The sequence below is a fragment of the Pseudomonas sp. Marseille-P9899 genome (genome assembly GCF_903166565.1).
In the GTDB taxonomy this organism is placed as follows: domain Bacteria; phylum Pseudomonadota; class Gammaproteobacteria; order Pseudomonadales; family Pseudomonadaceae; genus Aquipseudomonas; species Aquipseudomonas huaxiensis.
This window is the reverse complement of record NZ_CAESCG010000002.1, coordinates 1,258,301-1,279,521: the sequence shown is the minus strand read 5'-3', so window position 1 is coordinate 1,279,521 and position 21,221 is coordinate 1,258,301. Positions and strand designations below refer to the sequence as shown.

The window sequence follows — 21,221 nt, the reverse complement described above, 5'->3', positions numbered from 1 at the left end:
GCAACACCTGATTCATTTCAATCAGAAAGAACACGTCGCTCATCGACGTCCGTCAGCCCCCCGCGCTATTCCCCTTGCTCGAAACACTCCCTGAGCCTGCGCCTCATCACCTTCCCGCTCGCGGTCTTGGGCAAATCGTCCACAAACATGAAACTCCGTGGGACCTTGTACGCCGCCAGCCGCTCGCGGCAATGCTGCTCCAACGTCCCCGGTTCGACCTCAATGCCTTGGCGCCTGACGATATAGGCCTTCGCCAACTCCCCCTTGCTCGCATCGGGGACGCTCCCGACCGCCACCATCGCCACCCCCGGATGCTCGCTGATGACCCGTTCCAGTTCGGCGGGGTAGATGTTGAAGCCGGCGGTGATGATCATGTCCTTGAGCCGGTCGACAACGAAGATGAACCCGTCTTCGTCGATGCGGGCGAGGTCTCCGGTATGCAGCCAGCCCTGCGTACCGAGCACTTCGCGGGTCGCTTCGGGGCGGCTGTGGTATCCCGTCATCACGATGGGGCCGCGCATCTGCAACTCACCAACGACTCCGGGCGCGGCCACTGTCTCTCCGGTTGCTGGGTCGACGATCCGGGCCTGCTGGTGGGGCAAGGGAATGCCAATGGAACCCAGGCGCCGCGGCCCATACAGCGAATGGGTCGCGCCCAGGCCGCCCAGTTCGGTCATGCCCCAGAGTTCGAGCAGGCGGCAGCCGAAGCGGGCTTCGACCTGCTCCATCTTCGCCTCGGGCATGGTCTGGCCACCGACGGTGCAACGGGTCAGGGATGACAGGTCGAAGTCCGCCAAGCGCGGGTGGTCGAGCAGGTAGTGGTACATGGTAGGCACGCCGTCGAACAGGGTGGCGCGCCAGGTCTGGATGCTGTGCAGGATGGCCTCGGCGTCGAACTGCCGATGCAGGACGAGCGTCATGCCGTAGCCCATGGCGGCATTCATCACGACGTTGCCATAGACGTGGGACAGCGGCAGCGCGCTGACCACCACGTCGCCCGGGTTGCGCACATGCAAAGTCGCCGTCATGGCCACGTTCATCAGGATCGACCGGTGGCTGAGCACCGCTCCCTTGGGATGTCCCGTGGTGCCTGAGGTGTAGCCGATGGTCGAGACGTCGTCAGGACCGATCCCGGCACGCGGATAGTCGCCCAGGCCCGAGGTCTGCTCCAGCAACCGCTCCAGGTGGAGCGCACCGCCCAGCGGCACGCCGTCGAACTGGATGTAATCGCGCACGCCGGTCGCGCCAGCCTGCGCCTGGAGCCCGGCGATCTTCTCGGCGCTGCCGAACACCGCCACCGCGCCACAGTCGGCGATGGCAAACGCGGCCTCGGACGGCGTCAGCATGAGGTTGAGCGGATTGACCACCGCACCGGCCTTGAGAATGCCGAAGTAGGCGATGATCCACTCCGGGCAGTTCGGCGAGTACAGCGAGACCACCGCTCCCCTGCTCACGCCCCTGTCGATCAATGCCTGGGCAACGAGACTCGACCGGTGATCGAGCTGGGCAAAACTCCAGGTTCGGCCCTCGAACACCAGTGCGGTCTTGTCGCCGAAACGCCGCGCTGCCTGAGCGATCAGCGCGCCAATGGATGCTTGCATGGTGCGCCTCCCTCAGTGGCCGGCTTTCTGCAGAACGGTCTGCACATTGGTGTACTCCGCCAGCCCGTGCAGCGAGTTCTCGATGCCCAGCCCCGAAGTCTTGTGACCGCCGAACGCGATGTGCGGGGAAAACTGATGGGCATGGTTGATCCACACGGTGCCCGCCTCCAGGCGCCTGGCAATCCGCTGGGCCTGTTCCAGATCCCGTGACCAGACAGTGGCGGCCAGGCCGTACTCCGTGCCATTGGCGCGGCGGATCACGTCCTCGGTGTCGTTGAATTTCAGCAGCGGCAGCACCGGGCCGAAGGCTTCTTCGGTGACGCAGCGCGCGTCTTCAGGTGGGTTGTCGACAAGGGTGACCGGGATGAAGTAGCCGCGCTCGGCAGTGACCTCGCCGCCAATCAGGAAGTGCTGCTCGTTGGCCTGGCAGTCGCGCAGCAGGCCTTTGACTTTTTCGAACTGCATGCGGTTCTGCAGGGGGCCGAGCTCGACACCGGGCTCGGTGCCGTTACCCATTTTCACTGTGCGGGCATACGCCACCAGTTCACGGGCGACGTCGTCGTACACGGCCTCATGGACATACAGGCGCTTGCACGCCACACAGAACTGGGCACTGTTGGAGAACGCCGCCCAGAACAGGTCCTTGGCGATGGCTTTGGCGTCGACATCGGCCAGCACGATAGCGGGATCGTTGCCACCCAGTTCCAGGGTCAGGCGCTTGATGTTCACCGAGGCACTCTGCATCACTCGCTGGCCGGTGGCGGTGGAACCGGTGAAGGAGATCTTGCCGATGCCCGGGTGCTCGGTGATCCACTGCCCCAGCTCGTTGCCGCCGGACAGCACGTTGAGCACACCCGGCGGCAGGATGTCATTGGCCAGTTCACCCAGCAGCAGCGTGCACAGCGGCGTGAACGGCGACGGCTTGAGCACCATGGTGTTGCCGGCAACCAGCGCGGGAGCGATCTTCCAGATGGCCAGGAGGATAGGGAAGTTCCACGGCGTGATGGCACCGATCACGCCGATGGGCACATGGCGCGATACCACTTGCTCGTCACCGTCCTGATGGATCACCTGATCTTCGAGGGACTGGGTGGCGATCTCCCGGCACCAGTGGATCGCCCCGCCGATCTCCCATTCGGCGCCGCTGCGGGCCTTGCCCTGCTCAGTGATCAACAGCTCGACGAAACGGTCATGGTGCTTTTCCAGGGCATCGCCCAACGCGCTGACCCGGCGTTGGCGCTCGGCCAGCGGCGTGTCGCGCCAGCGTGCAAACGCCGCCTGTGCGGCCTGCACGGCCTCGTCCAGGTGCGCTCTGGTCGCCAGCGGGAAAGCGCAGATGACGGTTTCGGTGGCAGGGTTGATCGCAGTGCCCGTTTCAGCGCTGCGAACCAGGCGTCCGTTGATGGACAGTGCGAAATCCAGGGCTTTCATCGAGATCTCCCGGGCCTTTGGCCGTTGTTCTTGTTAGAGATTCGGAGATAGCAAGCGCTGCGCCAATATCGACAAAAAGGCCGCAGGGCACGGATTCCGGTGCTCTGCGGCCTTGTCAGGGAAAAACCTGCGCCCCGCGGCTGTCGCAGAGCGGGACGGGGCAGCGTTCGCGACTGTCGCGTTTCAGGACTTGGACAGGCGCTGCAGGTTGCGATAGAGGGTCGACCGGGACACGCCAAGGGCCTTGGCCGCCGCGCTGACATTGCCGTTGTGTGCGGCCAGGCTGCTTGCCACCCATTCTTCCTTGAGGTGGGACAGCGATGTGCCCGACGCGGGCGAAACCGCTTCGGGCAGGCAATCAACCGGCGCTCGCGGCCTTGAAATATCGTCGGGCAGGTTCTCCAGCCGGATCTCCCCGCAAGGCTCGCTCAACGCGCAGGCGACTTCGATGACGTGGCGCAACTGGCGGATATTGCCGGGCCAGCGATACCCCAGCAGCAGCGCTTCCACGTCCTCGGGCAGGTGGCACGGCTGCTGGCCTTCCTGCACCTCAGCCAGCACGGCATGGATCATCTGCTGCAGGTCGCCGCGCTCACGCAGCGGCGGCAGTTCGACCCGGAAGCCGCTCAACCGATAATAGAGATCCTCGCGAAACGCGCCGGTCGCGATCATCCCGGCGAGGTCACGGTGCGTCGCCGACACCACCTGGATATCGACCCTGATCTCCTTGCTCCCGCCCAGGCGCACATTGCTGCGCTCCTGCAGACTTCTGAGCAAGCGTGTCTGCAGGTGCAGCGGCATGTCGCCGATCTCGTCGAGGAACAGCGTGCCGCCATTGGCCTGCTCGATCTTGCCGGCAGCGCCGCCCTTGCGGCTGCCGGTGTAGGCGCCGTCCTCGTAGCCGAACAGCTCCGCTTCGACGAGGCTTTCGGCGATGGCCGAGCAGTTGATTGCGACGAAGGGTTTGCCCGGCCGGGTCGCCTCATGCAGCCGGCGCGCAAACCATTCCTTGCCGGTACCCGTCTCGCCCTGCAGCAGCACCGGAATCCGGCGCTGGAGCACCCGCGACGCCCGGCTGAGCAAGGTGTCCGCAGGGTCCTGCGGCCTGGCGGCCGGCGAAGTTACGACCTGCTTCGTTTGCGCCGCGCCCGAAGGTGGCGACTGCAGCACCGACAGGTAGAGCATCGCCCCCGTGCGGGTACGCACGGCCTGGACCGTCGTGGAGCCCGAATGCCTCTGGAATGGCTGTTGCAGCAGTTCGTCGACGGTAGGACCCAGCCCGTTCGCCATGACGGTTCGATCAAGCCCGAGCATCTGCCGGGCGCAGCGGTTCGCGCCCAGCACACGACCGTCGTCACGCAACCGAAGCAGACCCTGGAGCGGTGTGCCGAGCATCCGCGGGTCTTCGTGAAGGCCGACCAGCAGGCCGTCCTTGCAGTCGGCAAACAGGCGATTCTCGATGGAGCGGGCCGCCAGATTGACCCGCTGCAACGCCCGTGGGTCGAGCATCGCGTCGAACCCCGTCGCATCGAGCACGCCGACCAGCGCACCATCGATGCCGAACACCGGCGCGGCGACACAACTGAAATGGCTCAGTTCGTCGAGAAAGTGCTCGCCCCCCAGCACGACTGATGCTTCGCCTTCGCTCAACACCACTGCCGGGGCGTTGGTGCCCAGTTCGCACTCGGGCAAGCGGCGGCCGCATTGCAGCGGCAGGCGCAATTCACGCGGGGCCAGGTCATGGTTGCCGACGCTGTGGACGATGGTGCCATCGGCATTAGTCAGCAGCACCACCCAGGCGGGAGATTGCATCGACTGCCACAGGTTGAGGATGTCGGGTGTCGCCAGGTCGACGAAACTTCGGTGCTCCTCGCCGACCCGGCGGGCTTCGGCGCGGCTCACCGCCTGGCCGAACAGCATGCGGTCCGCGGGCCGCAGCCCGGTGGCGAAGGTGCGCTCCCACGAGCGCAGCAGCGGCTGCGGAACCAGCCCGGGCGGCAGTTGCCCATCGAAGAAGGAACGTCGGGCCTGGACGATGTCCAGGGAGTGGCCATGCTGAGCCATGGATTGCAGCCCCCTTTTTTATGGTTTTCAGGCGCGGTCCAGACGATCCGGGAGGACCGTGGAGGGGGCTAGCAATAACATGATTTTTCCCGTGTCTCCACCGGGACGGGACAATGCGTTCGTAACGTTTTGCCATCTCAGAAAAATAAATTTGTCCCCTTTTCAGTCCCAGAAAAATAAATTTGTCCCCTTTTCAGTCCGTCCCCTTTTCACTTTTTCATGGCCCCCTTTTCATGCGCCGAGCGTTCGGCATAGTTCAAGCGACATTCTCGATTTCATCCCGCTGCTCCACACGGCAGCTCACAAGATCACCCAGGCACTGAGTTTCAACGCGTGGGGTTGAGCCAACGCAAATCGATAGCCATCAGCCGCTGCCTCTTCTCCCAGCGAGTTTGACCGTTTGACAGCGGGCACTGGGAAAGCAGCCACCAACCTCGCTATCCTAGATGCATCCCTGAGCTTGAAAGCACAACCTGCGACAGACTCAGGCCCAAGAAGAAAAACAATGATGACCGTGCCCAATGAAACTCCAGCCGCTCCCTCCGTTGAACAGCCTCGTTGCCTTCGAAGCTGCCGCCAGACATCTGAGCTTTACCTTGGCCGCTAACGAGCTGAATGTCACTCAAGGCGCTATCAGCCGGCAAATTCGGATTTTGGAGGATTATCTAGGAAAGGCTCTCTTCACTCGTACCACCCGAGAAATCAATCTGACCTCGGTAGGCAAGCAGTATCACCTTGTCGTGAGGGACTCGCTGCTACAGGTGGCAAACGCTACCGGCGATATCCGCCATTGGCATGGAACACAACAGGTGACTGTGCTCACGAGTACCGCCATGGCGTCGCTCTGGTTGCTGCCGCGGGTATCAGCATTCAAGCAGGAAAACGAAGAGGTGGACCTGCGTATTATCGCCACTGACCAAACCAATGATTTCTCACGACTCGATTGTGATCTGGCGCTTTATTACTGCAGCGCTCAACCGAAAAACATCAAGGCCACGCCCCTGTTTTCCGAGGAAATATTCCCCGTCTGCAGCCCTTCTTACGTGGAGCGCCATCCCCAATTGCGCGATCCAGAGCAACTGGGGGACTGCACCTGGCTGTGGCTCGAAGACCCTCAAAGCGACTGGGTAGGCTGGCAAGAGTGGTTTCAACGGACGGGGCACCGCGCACCCGAGCCACGGCACCGAATCAATATCAATAGCTATTCGATGCTGATCCAGTCAGCTCTGGCAAGCCAGGGTATTGCCCTGGCCTGGTCGAACCTGGTGAATGACCACCTGGAGACAGGTGCGCTGGTACGCCCGGTGGATCAGGTGCTTCGTACGACGGCGAATTTCTGTCTTCTGGAACCTGCCGGTCGTGCTGGCAACCGACAAAGTGTCAATCGCTTTCGCGAGTGGTTGCTGTCGCAGGTAAGTGATTCTCGACTGCCTCGATCGAGCTAGCCAGCGTTGCCGGCCCTGTCTCGATAACCAACAGGACACAACCAGAAAGAGAGGTCAGCCAGTGCTGCGAGCCCGCGTCATATACAAGGCTAGCACCCTCGCTGAAACAAACCCCATCACTGTCCTGAACCTCGCCTTCCAGTACCACTACCAACTCCAACCCGGTGTGCTGATGCGAGGGAGAGCGACTACCAGGTGCCATGCGCATCCAGTAGCAGACCCAACTGGCAGTGCCGGCGAGTGTCGACCATTCGACACCCTCCAGCACTTGACCATCGATACTCAACGGTTGCCACTTCGCGCACTCAAGTTGCCGATAGCGACGATCATTGGCAGAAATCACGCGCGCTCTCGCACCGCGCCAAATCCGCCCTGCTCGTGCACCCGCAGAGGATCGATCAACGTGTCGTTCGCCGTAGGGCGCATCAGCAACGCCTGCGCAGGCCACACCGTGTCGGCCCGCAGACTGCGAAGCAGGCTGTAAGCGGTGACCAGCAGGAACAAGGCGATCGGCAAGCCGACAACGATGCTTGCCATCTGGATGGCGATCAACCCGCCGGCCAGCAGCAACCCAGCGGCAATCGCACCTTCCAGGAAGCACCAAAGCACTCGTATCCAGTTCGGCGGGTTGATGCTGCCCACCGAATTGAGCATGCATAGCACCTGAGTTCCAGCATCGGCGGCAGTGACAAAGTGCACTGCCAGCAGCAGGCAGACCACCACACAAAGAATGCCCCCCATCAGCGGGCCGTCCAGACGCTCGAGCAAGGTGAACATTGCCGCCGTGGTTTCTTTCTGAGTGGATTGCAACAACGGACCACCCTTGAACGCTTCGTTATCGATGCGTTGCTCCGCCACTGCCTGAGCGGCATGTGCTTTACGTGCGTCTTGCTCATCCTTCAGCGCGGCGCCGCCGAAGACGGACATCCACAGAATGGTCACCAGCGTCGGCACCACCAGCGCGCCAATCACCAGCTCACGGATGGTTCGGCCTTTTGAAATCCGCGCGATGAACAGGCCTACGAATGGCCCCCAGGTCATCCACCACGGCCAGTAGAACGCGGTCCAGCTTTTCTGCCACGGGCTGTTGGCCTGAGTGTCAGTCCACAGGCTCAGACCGACCAGATGCTGGACGTAGTCACCCGTGGACTCGAAGAGGAAATCGAGGATGTAGCGGGTAGGCCCGAGCAGCAATACCACGAGCATCAAGCCGAACGACAGCCACATGTTGAAGGTGGACAGGCGCTTCATGCCCCGGGATACCCCGGCCACCAGCGATACGGCGGCGATCACGCTGACCACGGCAATGATCGACAACTGCAGACCGATGTTCACCGGGACCTGGAACACCTGGTGTAGCCCGGTATTGATCTGCACTACGCCCAGCCCCAAGGATTGCGAAACACCGAACGCAGTGATGCACACGCCCAGAATGTCGATGACATGCCCGATGGGACCGTAGATGCGTTCGCCAATAAGCGGATAGAGAATCGAGCGCAGCGCCAGGGGAAGGCCCTTGCAATAGGCGAAGTAAGCCAGGCCCAGGCCGATCATGGTGAAGATCGCCCAAGGGTGCAGCCCCCAATGGAACAGGGTCAGGCGCATGGCCACGGTTGCGGCTTCGTCGCTGAGACCGGCGCTGAAAGGGTTACTGGCATAGTGCAAGACGGGCTCGGCCACTGACCAGAAAATCAGACCGATACCCATGCCGGCACTGAACAGCATGGCGATCCAGGCCGGAAAGCTGAACTCTGGCTGGTCGTTTTCTCGGCCAAGTTTCAGTGTGCCGTAACGGCTCATGGCGATTAGTGCCAGGACGCCAAGCAGGCCACTGACCAGGGCCAGGTAGAACCATTTGAAGTTGTCGAGAATAGCGTCCGAAGCGGACTTGAACGCTGGCGTCGCCTGATCGCCCAAGGTGGCGCAGAACATCACGAAAGCCAGGACGATGGTGACGGAAACGACGGTCACGGTTGGATTGAGGCCTTTGAACAGGCCACTGGATGCACGCATGGAGGGTTTCTCCCTTTGTTGTTGTAGTACGGCGTCCACGGCGCCGGAGCGCGCTCCGAAAGGAATCGCGGCCTCAACAATGCGGGGGGTGCCCAAGGGCGACAAATCATTTAATTTCGACGATTGATGAGAATTTCGCATGAGCAAAATGAGGCCTGTCACGGCAACTCATAAATGAGTTTTTCTCATTAATTGGCCCGGATAAATCGTTTGTCTGCGCTACGCCCGGATCGAAAGAATTGCACAGCCAAAAAGGCCGCAAAGGCCATCAACGTGCGATTCGGAGATAACAATAATGGGCACCGCGAACCTCATTCCCGTGAATACCCTCGAAACCGTCCTGGCCCCCATCGAGCAGGCCCACGGTTTGACCAACCCCTTCTACACCGAGCAGAGCTACTTCGAACTGGACCGTGACCACGTCCTGGGTCGTAACTGGGCCTGCATTGGTTTTGCCTCGGACCTGCCGGCCAAGTCCTACGTCAAACCGGTCGACTTCATGGGCCTGCCGCTGCTGCTGATGCGCAACCGAGAAGGCCTGGTGCAAGTGTTCCACAACGTCTGCAGCCACCGCGGGGTCAAGCTGGTGCAGGAAGCCGGCGAAGTCCAAGGCGTGATTCGTTGCCCCTACCACTCCTGGACCTACGACCTGAACGGTGCCCTGCGCGGCACTCCCCACGTTGGCGGGATCAACCAGCACAAAGACGAGCGCTTCGCCTGCGAGAAGCACGGTCTGAAGCCGCTGCGCAGTGAAATCTGGATGGACATGGTGTTCATCAACCTCTCCGGCGATGCCCCGGCGCTGAGCGAGATGCTTGCTCCGCTGACCGAACGCTGGGCCCAGTTCCTCGGCAATGACGGCATGGGCCTGATGCGCCGTGAGGCCAACGGCGGCGCCATGGCCATCGAGGTCAAGTGCAACTGGAAGCTGGCAGTGGAGAACTACTGCGAGGCGTACCACCTGCCGTGGGTACACCCGAGCCTGAACAGCTATTCGCGTCTGGAAGACCACTACAACATCATGTTCGACCAGTTTGCCGGGCAAGGCAGCTATGCCTACAACCTGTCGGACGTAGCCGGTACTCACCTGCCGACCTTCCCGTCCTGGCCGGCGGACCGCATGCGCAACGCCGAATACGTGTCGTTCTTCCCCAACGTGCTGCTGGGCATCCAGGCTGACCACGCCTTCGCGATGATGCTCGAACCCATCGCTCCAGGAAAAACCGTCGAGCACCTTCGCCTGTTCTATGTCGGTGACCAGGCCCTCGAACCGCACTACGACGCCGCGCGCAAGGCGGTGATGGAGTCGTGGCGGGTGGTGTTCGCTGAAGACATCGCCTCGGTTGAAGGCATGCAACAGGGTCGCAGCTCGCCTGGCTACAACGGCGGCGCATTCTCGCCGGAGATGGACTTGCCCACCCACTACTTCCACAAGTGGGCCGCGCAACAGCTGCTCGACAGCGCCAAGAAAGCCTGAGGCGGGGAGCACACAATGAATATTCGTAACTGGCTCAACTACATCGACGGGCAATGGCTGGACAGCGAACAGCGCCTGACCATCCTTGCCCCCGCCACCAACCAGCCAATGGCAACCATCGCCCAGGCCACCGTGGCCCAGGCTGACCTGGCCCTGGCCGCAGCCCGGCGCTGTGCCGACAGCGGCGCGCTGACACGGCCCCGGCCGGCGCAACGGGTGACCTGGCTACTGCGCATCGCCGAGGAGATCCGCGCTATCGCCGACGAAGGCGCGCGCATCCTCTGTGCGGAAAACGGCAAGACCCTGCGTGACGCCAGGACCGAGTTCGTCGAAGCCGCGCGCTACTTCGAGTACTACGCGGGGATGGCCGACAAGATCGAGGGCCGCTCGATTCCGCTGGGCAACGGCTACATGGACTTCACCGTCTATGACCCGATGGGTGTTTCGCTGCAGATCGTGCCGTGGAACTTCCCGGTGTCCATTTGCGCCCGCTCCCTGGCCCCGGCCCTCGCCGGCGGCAATGCGGTTGTGATCAAGTCGCCGGAGCTGTCGCCGCTGGGTCTGTGCGTGCTGGTCGAGGCCATCGAGCGCGCCGGCCTGCCGCAAGGCGCGGTCAACCTGCTGTGCGGCCGCGGCCGTGAAGTGGGTGCGCACATGGCCGCCAGCAAGCAGGTGGACCAGATCGTCTTCACCGGTTCGGTGCCGACCGGCCAGAGCATCCTGCGCGCGGCGGCAGAAAATGCCGTACCCAGCGTGATGGAGCTGGGTGGCAAGTCCGCAGCCCTGGTGTTCGCCGATGCTGACCGCGAGCAGGTGCTGAGCAGCGTGCGCGACGGGATCTTCTTCAATGCCGGCCAGGTCTGTTCGGCGCTTTCGCGGATCCTGATCCATCGCTCGATCTATGACGAAGTGGTCGAGTCCATCGTGCAACTGGCCGAGGGCCTGCACCTTGGGGCAGGCGAAGACAACGCCGATCTGACGCCGGTGATTTCTGCCGGGCAGCTCGCCGGTATCGAAGCACTGTGCCGTACCGCGCAAGCGGAAGGCGCAGTGGTCGCAACCGGCGGCGAAGCGCTGAGTGGCGTAGCCGGTCACTTCATGCGCCCCACGGTGTTTCGCGATGTCACCTCGCACATGACCATCGCCCAGCAGGAGGTCTTTGGTCCAGTGCTCGCGGCGATCGTCTTCGATACCGAGGAAGAGGCCATCGCCATCGCCAATGGCACCGACTTCGGCCTGGTGGCGGGTGTCTTTACCCAGGACCTCAACCGCGCGCTGCGGTGTGCCCGACGCCTGCGTGCTGGCCAAGTGTTCGTCAACGAGTGGTACGCCGGTGGTATCGAGACGCCATTCGGTGGCGTCGGCCTCTCCGGCTATGGCCGGGAAAAGGGTCAGGAAGCGCTGTACAGCTACGTGCGCACCAAGAACCTGGCCGTGCGCATCAAGGGCGAAGAAGGGAGCGCGTCATGAAAAAGTGGCTCTGCATCATCTGCGGCCTGATCTATGACGAAGCCCTCGGCTGGCCGGATGACGGCATCGCAGCCGGCACACGCTGGGAAGAGGTGCCCGAAGACTGGCTGTGCCCGGAGTGCAAAGTCGGCAAATCCGATTTCGAAATGCTCGAAATCAGCGAACCGGTGGTGGCAGTCGCTACCCCCGCCGCCGCCCTGCAACCACTGGCCCAGGCCTTCCCGCAAGGCCCGGTGGTCATCATCGGCAGCGGTTACGCTGGCTACGGTCTTGCCCAGGCCCTGCGCAACGCTGATCCGCAACTGGACATCCGCGTGCTGACGCGGGAAGACGGTCGTAATTACTCCAAACCGGCCCTGTCCATCGCTCTCGCCCAAGGCCGTGAGCCCGCAGCGCTGGCAAGCGAATCGCCACTGGCGGTAGAGCAACGGCTGGGCATCCGTGTCTACAGCCACTGTCACGTGGAAAGAATCGACAGCCAGCAGCGTCGGCTCTACACCAACTTCGGTGAAATGAGCTACGGCCAACTCGTACTAGCGAGTGGCGCCTCCCCCGTGCGCCTGCCGATCGCAGGCGCGGACGATGCGCTGCTGAGCGTCAACAACCTCCATGACTATCACACCTTCCGCGAACGCCTCACGGGCGCGAGACGAGTCGCGATCCTCGGTGACGGGCTGATCGGCTGCGAATTCGCCAACGACCTGGCAGCCAGCGGTTTCGAGGTCAGCGTGATCGGCCTCGGCAACTGGCCGATGGAGCGTTTGCTGCCACAAGCCGTCGGCCAGCAACTGCAGGACAGCCTTTCAGGTCTCGGCGTGCGCTGGCACCTCGGCACCACCCTGGAACGCTTCGAGCGCACAGCGCAGGGCTACCACCTGGAACTGGCCAATGGCGAGCGCCTGCAAGTCGACATGGTGCTGTCCGCCATCGGTCTGCGCCCCAATCTGGAGCTGGCACGGGATGCCGGACTGGATTGCGCCCGGGGCATCCTTGTGGACAGCCACCTGCAGACGTCCAGCCCGCATATCTATGCCATCGGCGACTGCATCGAGATCGACGGCCAGCTGCTGCCGTATCTGGCGCCGATCAACCAAGGCATTCAGGCCCTGGCGAAAACCCTGCTGGGCCAGCGTGCAGCAGTGAGCTATCCGCTGATGCCGGTCACCGTGAAGACACCGGTCGCGCCGCTTTGCCTGCTGCCACCGCCCAATGGTGTAGAGGGTCGTTGGAACTGCACGGCCACCGACGATGGCATGAGTGCCGTGTTCGAGGATGCCCGCGGCGCGATTCACGGCTTCGTCCTGCTCGGCCGTCAGGCCCAGACCCAACGCTCCGCCTGGCTACAAAGCTGCCAGGCCAATCAACAGAACGTGGCCTGAGGGCCGAACCATGACCAGTCTTGTAAATCTGCCCAACGACGACACCAACTGCGGCTGGTACGCCGCTCTGCCCAACCCGCCTGAACCACGCCGCTTGCAAGGTGAGCAGAGCGCCGATTACGCGGTCATAGGTGCCGGCTTCGCCGGACTCTCCGCTGCCCGGCGCCTGGCCGAGCATTACCCCCAAGCGCGCATTCTGCTGGTGGACGCCCAGCGCATCGCGTACGGCGCGTCAGGCCGCAACTCCGGCTTTGTCATCGACCTGCCGCACAAGTTCGCCCTTGAACACCCGGATCCTCGCCACAAACAGCGCCTGCTGGGCCTCAACCGCTCGGCCATCGACCAGTTGCAAGGCCTGATAGAACGCCACGGCATCGAGTGCCAGTGGTCCCACGCCGGTAAGTACCAAGGCGCGGTAGGAGAACGCGGCCTGGCCTATCTCGACCATTTCCGCGGCTTGCTGGACAACCTCGGCGAGCCCTATCGCGTGGTGGAACGGGATGAGTTGAACGGCGTGCTCGGCACCAATCACTACAGCCGGGCGATCTTCACCCCTGGTTGCTACCTGATGCAGCCGGCCGCGCTGGTACGCGGCCTCGGCGCCTCGCTGCCGGAAAATGTCGAAGTGCTGGAGGAGTCGCCCATCTCCGGGCTGGAGCGAGACAGCGCCGGGAACTGGTTGCTGCAAGGCAACAACGGTGTGATTCGCACGCCGAAATTGCTGCTGGGTACCAGCATCTTCACCCGAGAGTTCGGCTATTTGCGCAACCGCCTGCTGCCGGTCATGACCTTTGCCAGCTGGACTCGCCCGCTGTCCGACGAAGAGATGTCCCGGACCGGTATCCAGGCAGATTGGGGATTAACCCCCGCCGACCACGCCGGCACCACCGTGCGCATGACTCAGGACCGTCGCTTGATCATTCGCAACACCTACAAGCACGTGCCACGTTACGGCAGCAGTGTCAGCGAAACCGTGAGACGCAAGATCCAGCAAGACCATCGCAAGGCGTTTCTGGCGCGCTATCCGCAGCTTGCCGACGTGGCCTTCACTCACACCTGGGGCGGGACGTACGCGATCTCGCGCAACTTCACCAACTTCTTTGGCGAGATCAGTGAGGGGGTGTATGCCAGCGCCTGCGACAACGGTGTGGGTGCGGCGTGGGGAACGATTTCGGGACGCTTGCTGGCTGACCTCGCAGTGGGGGCCGGCTCACAACAACTTGACGACATCCAGTCAGTAACGGGTATGCCCTCGCTGAATCCGCCAGAGCCGTTTCTTGGCCTTGGGGTTCGCACGCGAATCCGTTGGGCAGCCTGGAACAGTCGGAGCGAGCTATGAGCAAGAGCAGAGTCACCGGCAAAGGTCCCGTATTACGGATTGATCATCGTGACCTCGCGTTCACCCACCGCGGAGGGCCACCTGGCAGTTCGAGCGTTGCCAGAGCGCTCAGCAACGAGGTGTCACCGAATCTGGGTGTCGGCTTTGCCCGATGGAGCGGGGCTGAGGTTCCTTGGACCGTGCTCTATGACGAAGTGATTTTCGTGATCGAAGGCTGCTTTGAGTTGCGGGCGAATGGAGAGATGTACCGGGTCGAACCTGGTCAGGTTCTGTGGATTCCCGAAGGGACTGAGCTGATCTACGGAGGACATGCACTGTTCGGTTATGTGGTTTATCCAGGAGACTGGAAGCTTCGTCACAAAGTTGTGTAGCTTGAACCGGTCAATCTCACAACGACCTGACCTCCATCTGACCGTTCGACGTGGGCATCTGAGCTGAGGCGGATTTGATGCTGGATCGCCGCCGCACGCGCGGCGGCGAAATCAAGCCAATACCGTCCCGTCAGGTCGCGGCGGTAACGATGATTTCCACCAGCATGCCGGGGCGGGTCATGCGCACCTGGCCGGTGGAGCGCGCCGGGGCATGCGCCTTGTCGACCCAGGCATCCCAGACCTGGTTGACCTCGTCGAAGTCGCGCAGGTCGTCCAGCCACAGCATCACGTTGAGAACCCGGCTTTTGTCGGTGCCGGCCTGGGCCAGAAGTTCGTCGATCTTGCCCAGCACTTCGCGGGTCTGCGCCGCGGCCGAGGTGCCCGGCGTGCCCACCTGCCCGGTCAGGTAGACCACGCCGTTGTGCTTCACCCCGTGGTGGATCCGGGTATCGAATCCGTAGCGTTCAATGTCACTCACAACACACCCTCTTCATTGGATTTACGCCCCCTCATTCGCCGAGGTAGGCCTTCTGCACCTGCTCGTCGTGCAGCAGGTCATGGCAATTGCCGGTCAGGGCGATGCGCCCGGAGTCGATCACGTAGGCCCGGTCGCAGGTCTGCAGGGCCAGGCGGGCGTTCTGCTCGACCAGCAGCAAGGTCACGCCGCCCTTCACCACCTCGCGGATGGTTTCAAAGATCTTCTGCACGATGATCGGCGCCAGGCCCATGGACGGCTCGTCGAGCAGCAGCAACTTGGGGCGCCCCATCAACGCGCGGGAGATGGCGAGCATCTGCTGCTCGCCGCCGGACATGGTCCCGGCCAGTTGAAAGGCGCGCTCCTTGAGGCGCGGGAAGATGCCGTACATGCGCTCGATATCGGCGTTGATCGCATCCTTGCCGTCGCGCCGGGAAAAGGCGCCCATCTCCAGGTTCTCGTGCACCGTCAGCTTGGGGAAAATGCCCCGACCTTCCGGCACCAGCGCCAGCCCTTCGCGAATCAGGTCATAGGCCTTGATCGTCGAGTGGGCCTTGCCATCGAAGGTGATCTGTCCCGCGCTCGGGGTGAGCAGGCCGGCGAGGGTCTTGAGGGTGGTGGTCTTGCCTGCGCCGTTGGCACCGACCAGGGCAACCATCTCACCCTCGCGCACCTTGAGGTCGATGCCCTTGATCGCCTGGATGGCGCCGTAGGCCACCTTGAGGTCGTTCACTTCGAGAATGTTCTTCATGCCACTACCTCCGCACCGAGATAGGCCTCGATGACCTTGGGATCCTTCTGCACGTCGGCCGGCAGGCCGTCGGCGATCTTGCGTCCGAATTCCAGCACGGTGACGTGGTCGCACAGCCCCATCACCAGCTTCACATCGTGCTCGATCAGCAGCACCGTCTTGCCGTCCGCCTGCATCTTGCACATCAGCTTGCGCAGCCCTTCGGTTTCCGAGGCGTTCATGCCGGCCGCCGGCTCGTCGAGGGCGATCAACTTAGGCTCGGTGGCCAGGGCACGGGCGATTTCCAGACGGCGCTGGTCGCCGTAGGACAGGTTCTTCGCCAGCTCGCTGCCCAGGTGGGCAATGCCGACGTAGTCCAGCCAGTGACGCGCGGCCTGGCGGATCTCGCGCTCTTCACGCACGCAGGCGGCGGTGCGCAGAATGGCGCCGAACACCCCGCTGCGGGTGCGCACATGCCGGCCGATCATCACGTTCTCCAGCGCGGTCATGTTGTGGAACAGGCGGATGTTCTGGAAGGTCCGCGAGATGCCGGCTTCCACCACCTTGTCCGGCTTGCTGATGCGTAGCGGCTTGCCGTCGAACATCACCCTGCCCTGCTCGGCCTGGTACAGGCCGGTGAGCACGTTGAACAGGGTGGTCTTGCCGGCGCCATTGGGGCCGAGCAGGCCGCGGATCTCGCCACGCCGGATCTTCAGGTCGATACCGTGCAACGCCTGCAGGCCGCCGAAGAACTTGCTCACCTGATGCAGTTCGAGAAGGATATCGCTCATGCCTTGTTCGCCTCTTTGGCCGGGTATTCGAAGGACGCTTCGCTGGCCGGCGCGTGCACGGCGGTGCTCAGCGCGGCCGGGACGGGCGCGGGTTCGGGGTCGGCGTCATGCAGTTCGGCACGACGGCGGTCGGACGGCCACAGGCCTTCGGGGCGGAAACGCATGACCAGGATCAGTGCCAGGCCGAACACCAGCATGCGCAGGGTCGAGGCATCCAGCACGTTGCGCAGGATGTCGCGGCTGACGAAGGTGACGTTGTCCATGACCCAGGGCTGGATCCAGTTGACCAGGTCGCGGAACAGCTCGGGCATGACCGACAGGATCAGCGCCCCCAGCACCACGCCACGAATCGAGCCCATGCCGCCGAGCACCACCATGGCCAGGACCATGATCGACTCCATCAGGGTGAACGACTCGGGGCTGACGAAGCCCTGGTAACTGGAGAACAGCACGCCGGACACACCACCGAACGTCGCACCCATGGCAAATGCCAGCAGCTTGAGATTGCGCTTGTTCAGGCCCATGGCCTCGGCGGCCACTTCGTCTTCGCGCAAGGCCATCCAGGCGCGGCCGATACGCGACACTTCGAGGCGCTTGGACAGGACGATGCAGAGAATCACGATAAACAGGAAGAACAGGTAGTAGCTGATCACCGGCGAGACGTTCAGCCCGAACAGGCTCCAGCTTTCCTGCAGCGACAGCACCGGCGTCGAGCCCGCGCCTGGCGCATGGCTCCAGGCACCGAAGTCCAGGTGCAGCGGGGCGATGTTGCTGATGCCCTGCGGGCCATTGGTGAGGTTCACCGGCTGGTCCAGGTTGTTCATGAAGATGCGGATGATCTCGCCGAAGCCGAGGGTGACGATCGCCAGGTAGTCGCCGCGCAGCTTGAGCACCGGGGCACCGATCAGCACCCCGCAGATCGCCGCGGCCACCGCCGCCAGCGGAATGATCACCCACAACGGCCAGTCCAGGACGCCACCGACCAGCCCCGCCATGTTCAGATGGGGTGAGGCCAGCAAGGCATACAGATAGGCACCGATGGCATAGAAGCCGATATAGCCCATGTCCAGCAGGCCGGCGTAGCCGATCACGATGTTCAGCCCCAGTGCGAGCAGCACGTAGAGCATGGCGAAACCGAGGATGCGCACCCAGGTCGGGCCGAGCATGGGGATGGCTTCGACCAAGAACGGCAAGGCGATGAAGCCGAGGATCAGCAACAGGTATTGGGTCTTGTGATTGTTCATGACGCCCCCTTCAGGCACGGTCGGCCTGGCGTTCGCCAAGCAGGCCGTTGGGACGAAACAGCAGGACCAGGATCAGTACCGCGAAGGCGAAGATGTCCTGGTAGTTGGCACCGAGGAAGCCACCGGTGATCTGCCCGGTGTAACCCGCCGCCAGGGACTCGATCAGGCCCAGCAGCAGACCGCCGGCCATGGCCCCGAAGAGGTTGCCGATGCCGCCGAGCACGGCCGCGGAGAAGGCTTTGAGCCCCAGCAGCAGGCCCATGTAGGCGTCGGCCTGGCCGTAGTTGATGGCACGCATCACCCCGGCGATCGCGCCGAGGCTCGCGCCGATCAGGAAGGTCGCGGAAATCACCCGGTTGATATTGATGCCCATCAGCCCGGCCACTTCCTGGTTCTGCGCGGTGGCGCGCATGGCCTTGCCCATGCGGGTCTTGTCCACCAGCAGCCAGAGGCCGAGCATGATTACGACGGCAATCAGCATGATCGCGATCTGCACGTTGGTCAGGGTCGCGCCGAACACCTCCACCGGCCGGGTCTCGACCACTTCAGGGAAGGTCTTGTAGCCACGGCCCCAGATCATCATCGCCAGGTTCTGCAGGGCGATGGAGATACCGATGGCGAGGATCAGCGGGGTCAGCCGCGGCGCCTTGCGCAGCGGCCGGTAGGCGTATTTCTCCATGCCCTGGGCCAGCAGCATGCACACCACTGCCGCGACCATGATCGCCAGGAGCAAGGTGACGATGCCCGGGGCGAAGCCGGCGCCAGCGAGCATGGAAAGGACCGAGATGGTGACCATGGCGCCGACCATCACTACCTCACCATGGGCGAAGTTGATCAGGCCGATGATCCCGTAGACCATGGTGTAGCCCAGCGCGACCAGGGCGTAGATGCTGCCCAGCACCAGGCCGTTGAGGACCTGTTGCAACAAAATATCGAAAGTACCGTCCACGAGCTGAATCCTCGAAACTGCATTGAGGTCGCCACGGCGGTGGATTGACCGCACGCGCGACTGGCCTGGCAGGTGGGAAAAAATCTTCTTGTTATGCGGCGGGCCTCGCGGGCCCGCTTGTTATTGGGGTGAAACTCAGTTGCGTTCGACCGACAGGGTTTTCCAGCCGCCGTCGGCGAACTGGAACACCGTGGCGGCAGGGCTTTTCAGGTTGCCCTTGTCATCGAAGGCAATGGTGCCGGTGACGCCTTCGTAGCTCTCGCTCTTGAGCACCGGCAGGTAGGTTTTGGGGTCGGCGGAACCGGCCTTGACCATGGCGTTGATCGCTGCCCAGGTGGCGTCGTAGGCCGCAGGCGAGGACTGCACCACGCCGACGCCGAACTTGTCCTTGAGCTTCTGTTCGAACGCCGCACCCTTGGGCATGTCCAGCAACGGCGTGCCGTAGTTCCAGGCGTAGACGCCGTCAGCGGCGCTGCCGGCCATCTGCTTGAAGGAATCGTTGGGCAGGTTGCCGATGTTCATGAAGCGCGCTTTCAGGCCCAGGTTCTTCATCTGCTTGGCCATGGGCGCGGCCTGGTAGTCGAGGGCGGCGAAGAACACCGCGTCGGCCTTCTGCGCTTTGGCCGTGGTGAGGATGGCGTTGAAGTCGGTGGACTTGTCGTTGGTGTACTCGCGCACCACCACGTTGCCGCCGGCCGCCTTGACCGCCTTGGTCACTTCATCGGCCAGCCCCTGGCCGTAGGCGGTGCGGTCGTCGAAGATGGCGATGCGCTTGGCTTCCAGCTTGCTGACCAGGTAATTGCCGGCATAGCGGCCGAGGGTGGCGTCGTCGTTGACCACGCGGAACACCGACGGGATGCCTTGCTGGGTGAGTGTCGGGTTGGTGGCCGACGGAGAGATCTGCGGGATGCCGGCGGCGGCGTAGATTTTCGACGCCGGGATGCTGGTACCGGAGTTGTAGTGACCGATCACCACCGCCACTTTCGAGTCCACCAGGCGCTGGGCCACGGCGGTGCCGGTACGGGGGTCGGCGACATCGTCCTCGGAGAGCAGCTTGAACTCGGCCACCTGGCCGCCGATCTTCAGTTGCTGCTGGTTGGCCTCATCGATGGCGATCTGGATGCCGTGCTCGACATCCTGCCCCTGATGCGCCGAAGGCCCGGTGAGGGGGCCGGCAAAACCGATCTTGACCACCTCCGCCTGCGCGGCCCCCATGGCCATGAACAACGTTACCGCGGTCGCGAGGGCTGTACGCCCGCCCTTATTCTTTTTCATTTTTTGCTCCCAGTAGTGGTCGGACGAACCAGCGAAATACAGGGCAAGCCACGGGGATGCACGCAAGCAGAGCGAGCATCTCGTCATTGCTTACCGCTTGCGATTGGCCAGATCGCCATCGCACTTGTAAGATAACAGTCAGCAGGCAACTGTCAATGGGTGTATGCTTGGGAAAAATGTAAAAAAGCCTGGCGAGCAGACGAAGCGGACCGGGCCGCAAATCGGCTGTCGCCACCTGCCCGGCCAGATGTTTGATAACATATGGCCACACAATTACCGCTGGTTGGCTACGGATCCCGACCGCATGGGGCTTACGGGCTGCGCATGACCTGGCGGAGAATCAACCGTGATGAGCCAATCAGTTTCAGGAGCAATTCGATGAATGCGTCGTTAGGTACGCGCCGCGCCAATCTGGCGGAAACCGTGATCCAGGAGCTCTCCAACCGGATCGACAATGGCACTTACCGGCCGGGCGACAAACTGCCGTCCGAGCAGGAGCTGTGCAAGGAGTTCGGGGTGAGCCGCCCGGTGATCCGCGAGGCGGTTGCGTCGTTGCGCCTGGGCGGACGCCTGATCGCCCGCCAGGGTGTCGGCGTGTTCGTGGTCGAGCAGGATGTGAAGCGCATCGGCTTTGCCATCGACAGCGTGGTGGATGACGTCCGCGCAGCGGCGCACATTCTCGAACTGCGCCTGGGCATCGAGACCGAGTCGGTGGCCCGTGCCGCGGAACGGCGCAGCCCGACCAGCATGGCGCAGATCACCGAAGCCTTTGACCGCTTCAATGCCCTGGACGGCGCCAGCCTGGAAGAAGAAGCCAAGGCCGACTTCGAATTCCACCTGGCGATTGCCCGAGCCACCAACAACCCGCACTTCACTCAACTGCTCGAAGCCCTGGGGCCGGACATCATCCTCGACCTGAACCTCAAGCACGGCCAGGTGACCGGCAAGAACCGCCAGACCCACATCAAGAAGATCGGGCGCGAGCACGGGGCGATTTTGTCGGCGATCACCATGGGCGATGTGAACAGCGCACGGTCCGCGCTGCGCAAGCATCTGGAAGAGAGTTTGTCGCGGTATCAGCGGGTGCTTGATAGCAAGAATTGAGGATTCCCCGCAACCGCCTGTGTAGGAGCTGGCACAGCCTGCTCCTACGGGGTTTCAACAGTG

The 21,221-nt window shown here is 62.9% G+C and carries 18 protein-coding genes and 1 pseudogene; 8 read left to right on the top strand and 11 right to left on the bottom strand.

The window, feature by feature from the left end:
* Window positions 1–65: 65 nt before the first annotated feature.
* The 3 genes from HWV67_RS15210 to HWV67_RS15200 all read right to left on the bottom strand — a co-directional run bounded on the left by HWV67_RS15210 (window position 66) and on the right by HWV67_RS15200 (window position 5,096).
* Window positions 66–1,601, bottom strand: coding sequence for a class I adenylate-forming enzyme family protein (locus tag HWV67_RS15210; RefSeq protein ID WP_175651805.1), 1,536 nt, complete (start codon window positions 1,599–1,601; stop codon window positions 66–68).
* A gap of 12 nt (window positions 1,602–1,613) precedes the next feature.
* The gene (locus tag HWV67_RS15205; RefSeq protein WP_175651804.1) at window positions 1,614–3,032 is read right to left on the bottom strand and encodes an aldehyde dehydrogenase family protein; all 1,419 of its coding nucleotides are present in this window, start codon (window positions 3,030–3,032) and stop codon (window positions 1,614–1,616) included.
* A 183-nt stretch (window positions 3,033–3,215) separates the two neighbouring features.
* Window positions 3,216–5,096, bottom strand: a complete 1,881-nt coding sequence (locus HWV67_RS15200; RefSeq protein WP_175651954.1) for a sigma-54-dependent Fis family transcriptional regulator — start codon at window positions 5,094–5,096, stop codon at window positions 3,216–3,218.
* 521 nt (window positions 5,097–5,617) lie between these two features.
* Here HWV67_RS15200 and HWV67_RS15195 point away from each other — a divergent pair.
* Window positions 5,618–6,541, top strand: coding sequence for a LysR substrate-binding domain-containing protein (locus HWV67_RS15195; protein ID WP_175651803.1), 924 nt, complete (start codon window positions 5,618–5,620; stop codon window positions 6,539–6,541).
* Here HWV67_RS15195 and HWV67_RS32120 read toward each other — a convergent pair.
* Window positions 6,477–6,884 (bottom strand): cupin domain-containing protein, encoded by a 408-nt coding sequence (locus HWV67_RS32120; protein ID WP_175651802.1) that lies wholly within the window; start codon window positions 6,882–6,884, stop codon window positions 6,477–6,479. The two genes, HWV67_RS15195 and HWV67_RS32120, sit on opposite strands and share 65 nt — an antisense overlap.
* Window positions 6,881–8,554, bottom strand: a complete 1,674-nt coding sequence (locus HWV67_RS15185; RefSeq protein WP_175651801.1) for a BCCT family transporter — start codon at window positions 8,552–8,554, stop codon at window positions 6,881–6,883. Before HWV67_RS15185 ends, HWV67_RS32120 begins: the two co-directional genes overlap by 4 nt.
* A gap of 295 nt (window positions 8,555–8,849) precedes the next feature.
* On the opposite strand from HWV67_RS15185, the gene HWV67_RS15180 reads away from it, so the two are divergent.
* The 6 genes and pseudogenes from HWV67_RS15180 (at window position 8,850) to HWV67_RS15160 (ending at window position 14,590) form a co-directional block, all read left to right on the top strand.
* Entirely contained in the window at window positions 8,850–10,031 is a 1,182-nt protein-coding gene (locus HWV67_RS15180; protein ID WP_175651800.1) for an aromatic ring-hydroxylating oxygenase subunit alpha, read from the top strand.
* A gap of 15 nt (window positions 10,032–10,046) precedes the next feature.
* Window positions 10,047–11,501, top strand: a complete 1,455-nt coding sequence (locus HWV67_RS15175; RefSeq protein WP_175651799.1) for an aldehyde dehydrogenase family protein — start codon at window positions 10,047–10,049, stop codon at window positions 11,499–11,501.
* A pseudogene (locus tag HWV67_RS31735) lies at window positions 11,498–11,659 on the top strand (rubredoxin); the annotation flags it as partial. The gene HWV67_RS15175 and the pseudogene HWV67_RS31735, both read left to right, overlap by 4 nt.
* Window positions 11,648–12,880 (top strand): NAD(P)/FAD-dependent oxidoreductase, encoded by a 1,233-nt coding sequence (locus HWV67_RS15170; RefSeq protein ID WP_256680137.1) that lies wholly within the window; start codon window positions 11,648–11,650, stop codon window positions 12,878–12,880. The pseudogene HWV67_RS31735 and the gene HWV67_RS15170, both read left to right, overlap by 12 nt.
* Before the next feature lie 10 nt (window positions 12,881–12,890).
* On the top strand, window positions 12,891–14,219 hold the full coding sequence (locus HWV67_RS15165) for an NAD(P)/FAD-dependent oxidoreductase (protein WP_175651797.1): 1,329 nt from the start codon (window positions 12,891–12,893) through the stop codon (window positions 14,217–14,219).
* Window positions 14,216–14,590: an ethanolamine utilization protein EutQ gene (locus tag HWV67_RS15160; protein WP_175651796.1), complete on the top strand. Its 375-nt coding sequence runs from the start codon at window positions 14,216–14,218 to the stop codon at window positions 14,588–14,590. Before HWV67_RS15165 ends, HWV67_RS15160 begins: the two co-directional genes overlap by 4 nt.
* Before the next feature lie 130 nt (window positions 14,591–14,720).
* On the opposite strand, the gene HWV67_RS15155 is transcribed toward HWV67_RS15160, so the two are convergent.
* The 6 genes from HWV67_RS15155 to HWV67_RS15130 form a co-directional block, all read right to left on the bottom strand.
* Window positions 14,721–15,068, bottom strand: a complete 348-nt coding sequence (locus HWV67_RS15155) for a RidA family protein (protein WP_175651795.1) — start codon at window positions 15,066–15,068, stop codon at window positions 14,721–14,723.
* Between the two features lie 31 nt (window positions 15,069–15,099).
* Window positions 15,100–15,816, bottom strand: coding sequence for an ABC transporter ATP-binding protein (locus HWV67_RS15150; protein ID WP_175651794.1), 717 nt, complete (start codon window positions 15,814–15,816; stop codon window positions 15,100–15,102).
* Window positions 15,813–16,586, bottom strand: coding sequence for an ABC transporter ATP-binding protein (locus HWV67_RS15145; protein WP_175651793.1), 774 nt, complete (start codon window positions 16,584–16,586; stop codon window positions 15,813–15,815). Before HWV67_RS15145 ends, HWV67_RS15150 begins: the two co-directional genes overlap by 4 nt.
* On the bottom strand, window positions 16,583–17,830 hold the full coding sequence (locus HWV67_RS15140; protein WP_175651792.1) for an ABC transporter permease subunit: 1,248 nt from the start codon (window positions 17,828–17,830) through the stop codon (window positions 16,583–16,585). Before HWV67_RS15140 ends, HWV67_RS15145 begins: the two co-directional genes overlap by 4 nt.
* Before the next feature lie 10 nt (window positions 17,831–17,840).
* Window positions 17,841–18,779, bottom strand: coding sequence for a branched-chain amino acid ABC transporter permease (locus HWV67_RS15135; RefSeq protein ID WP_175651791.1), 939 nt, complete (start codon window positions 18,777–18,779; stop codon window positions 17,841–17,843).
* 135 nt (window positions 18,780–18,914) lie between these two features.
* Complete coding sequence (locus tag HWV67_RS15130; RefSeq protein WP_256680121.1) at window positions 18,915–20,054, bottom strand: branched-chain amino acid ABC transporter substrate-binding protein; 1,140 nt, start codon at window positions 20,052–20,054, stop codon at window positions 18,915–18,917.
* A gap of 378 nt (window positions 20,055–20,432) precedes the next feature.
* On the opposite strand from HWV67_RS15130, the gene HWV67_RS15125 reads away from it, so the two are divergent.
* Window positions 20,433–21,158, top strand: a complete 726-nt coding sequence (locus HWV67_RS15125; RefSeq protein WP_175651790.1) for a FadR/GntR family transcriptional regulator — start codon at window positions 20,433–20,435, stop codon at window positions 21,156–21,158.
* The last annotated feature ends 63 nt before the right edge of the window (window positions 21,159–21,221 follow it).